At 39.0% G+C, this 12,381-nt stretch carries 2 protein-coding genes and 1 pseudogene; 1 reads left to right on the top strand and 2 read right to left on the bottom strand.

Going from position 1 to position 12,381, the window contains the following annotated elements:
* Nucleotides 1-86 precede the first annotated feature (86 nt).
* Nucleotides 87-721, top strand: a pseudogene (bluB, locus tag MMB75_RS06845) (5,6-dimethylbenzimidazole synthase).
* A gap of 803 nt (nt 722-1,524) precedes the next feature.
* On the opposite strand, the gene MMB75_RS06850 reads toward bluB, so the two are convergent.
* Together MMB75_RS06850 and MMB75_RS06855 are read right to left on the bottom strand one after the other, a co-directional pair.
* Nucleotides 1,525-2,247: a thioesterase II family protein gene (locus MMB75_RS06850; protein WP_052132609.1), complete on the bottom strand. Its 723-nt coding sequence runs from the start codon at nt 2,245-2,247 to the stop codon at nt 1,525-1,527.
* A gap of 23 nt (nt 2,248-2,270) precedes the next feature.
* On the bottom strand, nt 2,271-12,380 hold the full coding sequence (locus MMB75_RS06855; RefSeq protein ID WP_257127063.1) for a non-ribosomal peptide synthetase: 10,110 nt from the start codon (nt 12,378-12,380) through the stop codon (nt 2,271-2,273).
* Nucleotide 12,381 lies beyond the last annotated feature (1 nt).

Below are 12,381 nucleotides of genomic sequence, written 5' to 3' on the forward strand. Positions count from 1 at the left end.
AATGGTTACACTTGAACCTGAAACCATGTCATAATAATCTGAGACTGGCGCATTCTGGGGATTTTTGTTTTAAGTGAGGAATTAAGTTGTTAAATGTTTATGAGAGAAAAGGAATATTTAAAGCCATTTTTGAAAGGAGAGATATTCGATCATTTAATAGAAAACCCATATCCAGAGATAAGTTAAACAACATATTAATGGCTGGATCATGCACCTTCCGTTGGTTTTATGAAACCTTGGGATTTTATTGTAATTGACTCTCAAGAAGTTAAAGAACGATTGGCGCATGCATGTCATAAAGAAATACAGGCCTTGTCTATACACTATGAAGATGAAAAAAAGAAAAGATTTCTCTCGTTAAAATTAGAGGGTATAAGGGAAGCACCTATAACGCTCTGTATTACATGTGATCCAACAAGAGGTGGCGGACATGTAATTGGGCCAAAATTCTATTCCTGAAACTGATATTCTATCCGTAGCCTGTTGTATCCAAAATATGTGGTTGGCGTCTTATGCAGAAGGAATAGCAATGGGGTGGGTGAGTTTTTACAAGAAAACAGACGTACGGGAAATACTGAATATTCCACCACATATTGATTCTATTACATTGATTTCATTAGGTTACACGGATTTTTATCCTACAAAACCAATCCTAGAGCAAGTAAATTGGGAGAGGCGTCGAAATCTAAATAATCTAATACATCATAATGCTTGGGAATGATTGAAATATAAATGAAAAAGATAAATTTATTCGAGGTTGCAAAAGACATAAACGATTATGCGAACTTGGAGTCACTTATAACCTCAGTAAACAAGTTTCCTGTAGAATGACATAAAATTACCAACCAAGAAATCCCTTGTTTTATAAGGGATTTTTAATTTTTGGTAGGGAACTTTATGTCAATTTTAAAAAAAACGTTTATGTTAGGCATTTTTATCTCCGAAGATCATGTTATACATATGTACAAAATACGGGTTTTGTGAATATGTCTGAAGAGAACCTTATAGATGTAGTTTTCTGCTGCAGCTGTTGTTCTGTCGGATGACAAGAACATTATCCCATAAATGACAAGAACTTTATCTCATTCCCTATTCACATTTAATTATATCCGATAAATATTATCACAGTCAAAAATAAAAAATCGCCTTTAGTAGGCGATTTTTAAATGTTTGTTTTTATATTCTTAACTTCGCTACATATTGATTAACGTAAGATTCAATTCTTTTATTTTCATCACTTGAATTTTCGTAAATTCTCATTGCTACACTTAATGGTTTAAAAGTATTCATCTTGAATAACTTTCACATTAAAAAAATACTTGGATTTAACTCTAGGTTCCAGAGTAAAATGTTGAATTGAACTAACCTGTGGTGTAAATAGAAACCGATTTGAATCATCTCTCTTCCCTTGTTCTATCCATTTAAAAACTGAAGCATCCGCTATCTCGATCTTCATTTTCCATTGTGACCAAGGAGTGCTACCGAAATCGGATTTCATATTAAATTTTAAATAAACTTCAGTCTTCACATAACATTGTCTGCAAAGTCGATGAGACTACTATTTATTATTGCTGCTACATCCTTTTTGTAATCGTGTATAAAAAAATGATCCCCGTCAAACATATGAATTTTACAACTTTTGGACGTATAATCATGCCATTTTGCAACGTCAAAAATAGTGGCTCCCTTTTCTCTTTTTCCCCACAATACACTTATATCGCAGTCAAGCTTAGCGTTTTTTTCAATGTGCCTGTATGTGTCAGTAATTCTAAAATCCGCTCTGAGTATCGGTAAAAACAACTCCATTAATTCATTGCTTTTCAGAACCTCTTTGGGCGTGCCTCCCAGCTTAAATACCTCATCCACAAACTCCTTATCCGGCAAATCATAGAGTACCTTCTTCTTACTTACAAAACCCGGAGGATATCTGCCGGAAATAAACATATGGACAGGATATGGATGTCCGAGCTCCTTTATTCTATAGGCAAGTTCATATACAAGTACACTGCCCATACTGTGGCCAAACAACGCATAAGGTTGTTCTTCAAGGTTGCTTATGATAATACGGTGTATATCTTCAAGCGCTTCCTCAACACTTCCGTAAAACGGTTCACCAATCCTGCTGCCTCTTCCCGCAAGCTCAATCGGGAAAAGCTCAATCCTATCATGCAAGTATTGTTCCCAATATTTATATACTGCTGCAGAACCTCCTGCATACGGCAGACAAAACAATTTAATCTTATCCATTATATCTACCCCTTATATCTGAACTATTGGTTGATCTCTTCCAATATTTCTTTAATAATAGCCGCATTTTTATCTATATATCCTGTACTTAACATATCAAAATGACTGCCAAATCCGTTATATACTTTGAACTCTCCCGTTGTTGCCTCTCTCCATCCTTCACATAAATCAGCTTCACCTTCATTGTCTTGCTGCTGTGATATAATAAGATGGATATTGGAGTTTATCTGTCCCGAGTTTATAACACTTCTAGTGTATTTATGATAATTTCTCATTCTTTCAATGGCCTTTTCAATAACTGCCTGGTTATCTCCAAACATGCCTTTTATAAGTTTCTCATTTTCTTCTATAAATTCTTTATCCTGTTGCTCAGCAAGTTTCTTAGCATCTTCGCTTTCTTCCTCAATAAGGACAAATGATTTAGCCGAATCCAGAAAGATTATATCGGATACATGATGTCCAGTTTCAATTAATACTTTAGCAACTTCAAATGCCAGATTACCTCCTGCCGAGTAACCAAATAGAATATATGGGCCCTCGGGTTTGACAGAAGTAATTGCCTTCACATACTCCTCCATCCTGCTCTCATTTTCTATAAAGTCAAAGGAATATATGGAATAAGCATTCATTTGTTTTGATAAACTACCATAAGCTATTCCATTTCCTCCTCCTGGAGGGAATGCAAACATAAGACTCTCCATTGCTGAATTAAAATGAATTGCCGGACTTGGTGTAATATAATCATTGGCGTACGTATTGTGTATAAAACGGGCAATTTCCTTTATGGTTGGGGCCATATAAAAGTCTTTTAGTGGTACCTCAACATTTAACTGTTCATAAATTCTGCTTATAAGGGATATTGCCTTCAGTGAGTATCCTCCCAGTTCAAAGAAGTTATCATTCACACCAATTTTTTGTACTCCAAGGGCATCATGCCACAGCAGTGCAAGCTTCTCCTCAACTTCACCGCAAGGCTCTACATACTCTACTGATGTAGCTAAAGTACCGTCATTTTGGGGTAAATTATTCCGATCTATTTTGCCATTGGCTGTCAAAGGCAGCTTTTCCAGCTGAACAAAGTATTGTGGTATCATGTAATCGGGAAGTTCTTTTAAGAGAAGCGCCCTTAAATCTGATATTGTAAATTCACTTTCCCCTGCTATATAAGCACACAAATACTTGTTGCCCTCCTGGTCTGTCTTTGCAATTACCGCAGCTTCTTTTATTGAAGGATGCTTTAATAGCTGCACTTCTATTTCCCCAAGCTCTATCCTAAAGCCCCTAATCTTTACCTGATGGTCTACTCTGCCTATAAATTCGATGTTTCCGTCAGGAAGCCACCTTCCAAGATCACCGGTACGATACATTCTTTCTCCAGAGCTGAAAGGATTAGCTACAAATTTTTCCGTAGTCAATTCAAGTTTGTTCAAATAGCCTTTTGCCAGCCCATCTCCAGATATATATATTTCACCAGTTGTATTAACCGGTAAGATATTCATGTCTTCATTAAGTATATATATCTTATAATTCTGCAATGGCATACCTATAGGTATACTTGTTAGATTTCTCACCTTCTCACGGCTTAAATGGTAATAAGTTGAATCTACGCAGCATTCTGTTGGACCATAAACGTTTGTTATAGTAGGGTTATTATCTTTAAACCGATCATAGAAACCTTGTATACCTTTACATGAAAGTTCTTCCCCTCCGATAATAAACTGCATAACTGAAAGACTTTCGCCAGGCCTGGCAGTATCTGTTAAAAGCTTTATATGTGCTGGTGTTCCGTCTGAAACAGCAATTGAATTCCTGTTATAGTACTTTAGAAGGCCCTCACCATCTAGCCTTGTATCCTCAGGAACTATAAACAGCGTATGGCCAAGGAGAGAAGCCGCAAATATTTGTTTTACAGATGCGTCAAAAAAGTAAGGGGACACAAGGGCAACATTTAAATAATTATCATAATTTTCATAGACAAGCTTTCTTAGTCCATAAACCAAGTTAACTACACTTCGATGCTCTATCATTGAACCCTTCGGAACTCCAGTAGATCCCGATGTATAAATGATATAAGCTAAGTCCTCTGGTTTATTTATTTTATCAAGGTTTTCAGCACTTCCAATGTATATTTCAGGGGAATCAAGCAGTAATATATTACCGTAAAACTCTGCTTTATCCGCTAAATGTGATTGCGTCAACAGCATAGTTGCATTACTATCTTCCAGTAATTTTTTTATTCTTAGTCCAGGAAGTTTGGTTGAAATTGGTAAATAGACACCTCCTGCTTTTAAAATTCCCAGTATTCCAACCTGCATATCTACGGATCTTTCTACCATTATTCCAACTATGCTGTTTTGCTTTACACCATTACTTCTAAGTGCTCTGGCAAGCTGATTTGCCTTTTCATTGAGCTGCCTGTAGGTTAATTGCTTGTCCTCAAACACTACAGCTACATTATCAGGTGTCCTTTCCACTTGGTCTTGGAACAGCTCATGTAGAGTCTTATCCCTAGGGTATTCTGCCTTTGTATCATTAAAACTATTTAGTATTTGCTGTTTTTCATCCTGAGATAGTATATTTATTTCGGACAGCATCTTTTCGGGGTAAGCTGTGATCTCTTCCAGTACATTGATGAAATGGACCCCAAGTTTTTCTATTGTCTCTTTCTTAAACAGACGAGTAGCATACTTTAACCCAAATACAATATTATTCTGGGTCTCTTGGGCGTTTAGGGTCAAATCAAATTTGGACGCCCTGAACTCATTATCATAGGGCATGAACCTTAGCCCATTCATCTTAAATTCTGATGCCTCTTTATTTTGCAAGACAAACATAGTATCAAACAGCGGATTTCTGCTCAAATCCCGCTTAATGCTAAGCTTCTCCACAAGTTCCTCAAATGGGTAATCCTGGTTTTCATAAGCCCTTAGAGCATTTTCTTTTACTACCATCAAAAACTCGCTGAAATTCTTTTTACCTTGAGGGTAATTCCTCATAGCTAGGGTATTGACAAACATGCCTATGATGTCCTGCAAATCTGTATGTGGCCTTCCTGCTATAGGGCTTCCAATTACGACATCTTCCTGTCCGGTGTATTTGAAAAGAAGCACATTGTATGAAGCTAGAAGCACCATATACAGTGTTGCTCCATGATCCACGGCAAGCTTGTTCAGTTTATGTGCAAGTTCCCGGCCTGTTTCAAAACTGACCATATCGCCTTCAAAACTCTGTATAGCCGGCCTTGGGTAGTCTACCGGCATATCAAGTACTGGTATTTCTCCCCTAAATGCCTGGAGCCAGTATTCTTCTTGTTTACTGATTGTGCCGTCAGCAAACAATTTATTCTGCCATACGGAATAGTCCTTGTACTGAATCTGAAGTGCTGGAAGATTCATTCCTTCATACAAGCTTATGAATTCTCTTACCAGTATTTCATCCGACACCCCGTCAGATATGATATGGTGTTTATCAAGCATCATGACATGCCTGTCTTCTCTAATTTTTACGAGCCCTGCTCTTAGTAAAGGAGCCTTGCCAAGGTCAAATGGCCTTATGAATTCATTTGCTGCTTCTGAGGCTTTTTCTTCGCCGGTTTCCATGTACATGATACTAAATTCCACCTCATCATGGACCTTCTGCACCGGTTCACCATCTACCATATGGAAGGAGGTCCGGAAAGCCTCATGCCTTTTTACCAGCTGATCTAAGGCTTTCTCAAAACGTTCTATATCAATACTGCCTTCTAACAACATAAACTCTGGCATATTGTATGCCACCCTTGCTCCTTCAAGCTGATTTAATATATACAGCCTTCTTTGGGAAGACGACATAGGATAGTATTCCATTTCTCCAGTGGGCTGGATAGATTGATAAATACTCTCTTGGGCTTCTTGGATGTACTTGGCAATTTCTGCAATTGTCGGCAGCTTGAATATCTCCTTAAGAGATATATTTACATTGAACTCTTTGTGAATTTTGGCTGCAAAGTTTATTGCTTTTAATGAGTGCCCCCCAAGCACAAAGAAATTATCATTTCTCCCTATTTTCTCAACCCCCAGGATATCCTGCCACAATTGTACAAGCTTCTCTTCCACTTCACCTGAAGGTGCTTCATACTCTACTCCAGTATTTAAATGAGCAGCAGGGTGGGGCAAGTTCTTCCGGTCTATCTTACCATTGGCTGTCAAAGGCATTTCATCCAGCTGCATGAAGTATGCCGGGATCATATACTCGGGCAATTCTTTTGAAAGGCATTCCCTTAGTTCAGTTATTGTCAGTTCATTTTCCCCAACGAAATATGCACACAGATCCTTGTTCTTCTGTTGATCTTCCTTTACAATAACCACAGCTTCTTTTATTGAAGCATGTCTTAATAGCTGAGCCTCTATTTCTCCAAGTTCTATTCTAAATCCCCTTATCTTTACCTGGTGGTCCATCCTGCCTAAAAATTCTATATTCCCGTCAGGCAGCCATCTTGCCAAGTCCCCAGTACGATACATTCTTTCTCCCTTTATAAACGGGTTAGATACAAATCTTTCTGCAGTAAGCCCCGTCTTGTTTAAATAGCCTTTGGCAAGACCATCCCCAGATATATATAATTCCCCAGCGATACCTATAGGATTTACTTCTAATTTCTTACCAAGTATATATGCTCTGGTGTTTGGCAAAGGACGGCCTATGGGGATATTATCCAATCTACTAAGCCCCGCCGCAGTAATCAAATATTCCGTAGAATCCACACAGCATTCGGTAGGACCATAAACATTTGTGATGCAAGGTTGCACATCCTCAAATCTGCTTAGGAAGTCTTTTACTGCATCAAATGGAAGAACATCTCCGCCTATAATAAAATGTCTCACTTTTAGGTTATTATCTATAGGAGGAGAATTTAACATCATATTTACGTGTATGGGCGTTCCATCCGAAATATCAATCCTATTTTCACTATAGAAGTCCAGCAGCTTTTTACCGTCTTTCCTTGCTTCCTCCGGTACAATGTACAATGCATGCCCCATTAGCAGTGCTGCGAAAATCTGCTGCACCGAAGCATCAAAAACATAAGGGGCAATGAGGCAAACATTCAACGGTGATTCATATTTGCTATATATTCTCTGGAACAGACCCTCTACCAGGTTTAATACACTCTTATTATCAATGCAAACACCTTTAGGGTTTCCCGTTGAGCCAGAGGTATAGATGATGTACGCTGTATCACCAGGCTTATTTATACATTTTATATTCACATCGTTTATAAAATTATAATCATAATCAGATAAATCAATAATCTCACCATCGAAATCATCACGATCCATAAGATGATTTTGGGTGAGTAAAATTTTGGCCTTGCTGTCCTCCATCATATATCTTTTTCTTTCCAATGGATAATTAGGATCTACAGGAAGGTACGCCCCCCCAGCCTTGATTACTGACATTATACCTATAACCATTTCAGGCGATCGGTCCACCATTATGCCTACAATATCATCAGGCTTTACTCCCTTTTCTCTTAATGCCCTGGCCAATTGGTTTGCCTTTTGATTCAGTTCTCGGTAGGTTAATTGTTTACCTTCAAAAACCACTGCAATATGATCAGGAGTCTTTTTCACTTGCTCCTCAAACATTTGGTGTATGGTTTTATCCAGGGGATATTCGAGAGCAGTATCGTTAAAGCTGTATAATACTTGCTGTTTTTCTTCCTGTGATAACATTTCGATTTCATAAAGCCTTTTTTCGGGGTATGCTGCAATTTCTTCCAGCAAATTGATGTAATGAGCCCCAAGTCTTTCAACTGTTTCTTTCTTAAACAGTCTTGTACAGTATTCGAGTTCAAAGGCTATACCATCCTCAGTCTCAAATGCATTTAAGGTGATGTCAAATTTTGATATTCTGCCTTCTATCCCTTTGTTGTACGGCTTGAAGCTTAGATCAGACGTTATGAGCTCTGCTTTTCCAACATTGTATATGGCAAACATGGTATCAAAGAGGGGATTCCTGCTCATATCCCTCCTTATGTCCAGCTTATCCACTAATTCTTCAAACTGATAGTCCTGATTGTCGTATGCTTTCAAAGCATTTTCTTTAACTTCTTTCAAGAATTCAATAAAAGTCTTTTCTCCTTGCGGGTGGTTTCTCATGGCCAGAGTGTTTACAAACATACCTATGATGTCTTGAAGGTCAGCATGAGGCCTTCCAGCTATAGGACTTCCCACAATAATATCTTCCTGTCCAGTGTATCTAGATAACAACACATTGTATGCAGCAAGAAGCGTCATATATAATGTAGCTCCATTGTCTGATCCAAGCTTGTTAAGTCTAACCGCAAGCTCGCTATCAGCTTCAAAGCTGATGTAGTCTCCTTCAAAGCTTTGTACTGCGGGTCTTGGGTAGTCGGTGGATAAATCCAGCACAGGGATCTCTCCCTGAAAGGTCTGGAGCCAGAATTCCTCCTGCTTACTTATGGCAGCTCCTGCAAACAATTCCCTCTGCCAAACTGAGTAGTCCTTGTACTGTATACGCAGTGGAGGAAGTATTTTCCCTTCATATAAGCTTAAAAACTCTCTTACCAGTATGTCGTTGGACACTCCATCCGATATGATATGATGCATGTCAAACACCATAATATGTCTGGCTTCTCCAATCTTTACAAGTCCAACTCTTAATAGTGGAGCCTTTCCAAGGTCAAAGGGCCTTATGAATTCCTCCACTATTTCGGGAACCTTCTCTTCACTGGTTTCCAGGTACATGATACTTAGGTCCGCCTTGTCATGGACTTTCTGAGACAGCTCTTCCTCGATCATATGGAAGGAGGTTCGAAAGCTCTCATGCCTTTCTATCAGACTATAAAAAGCCTGCTCAAAACGTGCTTTATCAACAGTACCTTCCAGCAATATTATGCCAGGTATATTGTAGGCGATTCCAGCTCCTTCAAGCTGGTTTAATATATATAGTCTTTTCTGGACGGATGACATGGGATAATATTCCATATCCCCAGCACGTTGAATGGACTGATATAGGCTCTCCTTTGAGTCTTCAATGTAGCTGGCAATTTCTAAGATGGTTGGTGTCTTGAATATTTCCTTAAGAGGTATGTCTACATTGAACTCTTTGTGAATTCTTGCTACAAGGCTTGTTGCCTTTAACGAGTGTCCTCCGAGCATAAAGAAGTTATCATTTCTTCCTACCTTCTCTATTCCAAGGATGTCCTGCCACAGCAGCGCAAGCCTTTCCTCCACTTCACCTGAAGGCGCTGCATACTCTGTTCCTGTATTTATTCTTCCATCAGGCAGCGGCAGCGCCTTTCTGTCCAATTTTCCATTTATGGTTAACGGTACTTTTGCTATCCTCATAAAATAGGATGGAATCATATAATCGGGCAGCTCTTTAGATATAAGCTCCCTTATTTCGGTCACTGTCACTTCTCGGTCAGACACTATATAAGCGCAAAGATACCTGCCTACACTTGAATCCTCCCGGTCAATGACCACCGCCTCATTTATATCAGCATGCTTCAAAAGGGCTGCTTCTATTTCCTCAAGCTCGATTCTATACCCTCTTATTTTAACCTGGTGGTCTTTTCTGCCGGCAAATGCAATATTCCCGTCAGGAAGCCACTTTGCAAGATCTCCTGTTTTATACATCAGTTCTCCAGGCATAAATGGGTTCGGTACAAACTTTTCCCTGGTAAGTTCCGGTTTTTTCAAGTATCCTCTCGCCAATCCTGCCCCGGAAACACAGAGTTCACCCTCAACACCTATGGGCTTAAGATTATTGTTTTCATCAACTATAAACACCCGGGTATTGGTAATAGGTTTACCAATAGGTACCGACTTATCGGCCGTCTCACAATCATCTGCTTTCCATACCGTTGCACATACGGTTGTCTCAGTAGGTCCATAAGCATTTATATATGAAATCCTGTTGCTCCATTTCTTTAAAAGTTCGGGAGTGGAAGCCGAACCTGCTGCAATTACCTTCTTTAAGGAAGTTACTTTTTCCGGGTCCAGATTTGCCAGATACGGAGGTGGTAAAGTAGCAATAGTTATCTCATTTTCATTTAGGTATTCTTCAAATCTTCGATAGTCATTGATAATATCGCTTGAGGATATATATAGTATTGCTCCTGCCAATAGTCCCATAAATATTTCCCAAACTGCAGCGTCGAATGAAATTGATGCAAATTGAATAATCCTATCGCTTTCACTTACATTTAAGCGGGTCTTGAAAAACGCCTCCAGATTTGCTACCCCTTTATGTTCTACCATAACCCCTTTAGGTTTTCCTGTAGACCCAGATGTATAAATGATATATGCCAAATTTTGCGGTGAACATACCACTTCCAGGTTCATAGGGTTTCCGGCATAAAGGCTTTCATCTTCTATGTCTATATACTTCCCGTAAAACTCCACTTTCTCCAGGAATTGCTTTTGGGAAATCAGCACCCCTATCTCGCTGTCCTCGAGTAAATATTCGATTCTTGCCTTAGGGTAGTCAGGATCTATAGGCATATATGCCCCTCCGGCTTTAAGTATGCCAAATATACCTATGACCATCTCCAGTGAGCGTTCTACCATAATACCCACTATGCTGTCTGGTTTAACTCCCTTATCCCTCAACACTCTTGCAAGCTGATTTGACTTCTCATTGAGTTCCCTATAGGTTAGCTGCTTACCCTCAAACACCACTGCCGCATTGTCAGGTGTCTTCACCGCTTGTTCCTCAAATAGTTGGTGAATGGTCTTTTCCCTGTGGTATTCCTCCGTTGTATTATTGAAGCAGTGTACTATTTCTTTCTTTTCCACTTCGGTGAGTATATCAATATTCCTAATATGCATATCGGGATTATCGGTTACAATTTCTATTACCGACTGAAAATGTCCCTTGATTTTTTCTATGAAATTACCATCATATACCAGTGAGTTGTAACTGAATTTAATAGATAATTCCTTACCGCCATCAACGAGTATCCCAAAATCATAATTCGTCTGCTCGAATATTTCCATTCCAACTACATTTAAAATGCCATTACTGGATGAAGCATTAACCGCTTCATCCATAGGGTAATTTTCAAAAGCCATGACATGATGTATCAAGGCATCTTTCAAGCATGTTTTTGACTGCACATCCGCCAGAGGATAGAAACTGTACCGGTCAGATTCAAGCACCGATTGCTGCATCTCTTTGATCAGTTCGGTAAAAGTTTTATCCTCATCACAACTCACCCTTACTGCAACGGTATTTATAAATAAACCCACCATGCTCTCAATTCCCTGTATTTCATGAGGCCTTCCCGATACCACCTCACCAAACACCACATCATCGGTATTGTTATACCGCTGTAATAATATCCCCCATAAGGTCTTTATAATGGTACTCATGGTTGTATTGTTTTTGGCTGCAAACTTCTCAAGATCGCTAGTTATTTGTTCAGATATTTTAAACTCCGTTTCTTCAATCCTGAAATCATCACTTGCAGACCTGCCGTTTTGGGGAAGGACTGTCTGATGCTCGTAACCTTTAAGATAGGTTTCCCAGTAATCTGCGGCCTCGTTCTGATTTCTGCCTTCCAACCATTTGATATAGCGGCTGTAAGGATATACCTTTCCTGACTCCGGCTCCCTGCTATTCATCAAGGCTTCATAGTTTTCCATAAATTCTCTAAATATATTTGCGAGACTCCACCCATCAATAATGATGTGATGAAAGCTCCATACCATGTTATAAGATTGGTAGCCTGTTTTAATTACACTTAATCTTGTTAAAATATCCCTTGATAAGTCAAAGCCCTTTTTTCTGTCTTTAACCCTGTATTCTTCTATATACCTATCCCTTAGTTCTTCGGCAAGGGAGGTAATATCCTCATAGCTGACAGACAGCTTTCTTTCCTTCATGACTACTTGTAAGGGCTTGGCTACATTTTCATACAAAAAAATTGTTCTCAAAGCGTCATACTTTTCAATAATGATATTAACGCTCTTTTCAACACAATCAATGTCCAGGATGCCTTTTATAGAAAGTGATATCTGCTCAAAGTAGGCGTCTGAATTTTTATCCATCATATAGTGGTACAATATCCCTTGCTGCATAGGAGTGAGCCGGTACATATCTTTTATGTTTTGTTTCTTCAAATCACTCATA

Source organism: Paenibacillus sp. P2(2022), from assembly GCF_029522175.1.
In the GTDB taxonomy this organism is placed as follows: domain Bacteria; phylum Bacillota; class Bacilli; order Paenibacillales; family Paenibacillaceae; genus Paenibacillus; species Paenibacillus polymyxa.

What these genes read in the sequence shown, in the direction of transcription:
- MMB75_RS06855 (WP_257127063.1), bottom strand. Translation starts at nt 12,380, where the DNA reads ATGAGTGATTTGAAGAAACAAAACATAAAAGATATGTACCGGCTCACT.
- MMB75_RS06850 (WP_052132609.1), bottom strand. Translation starts at nt 2,247, where the DNA reads ATGGATAAGATTAAATTGTTTTGTCTGCCGTATGCAGGAGGTTCTGCA.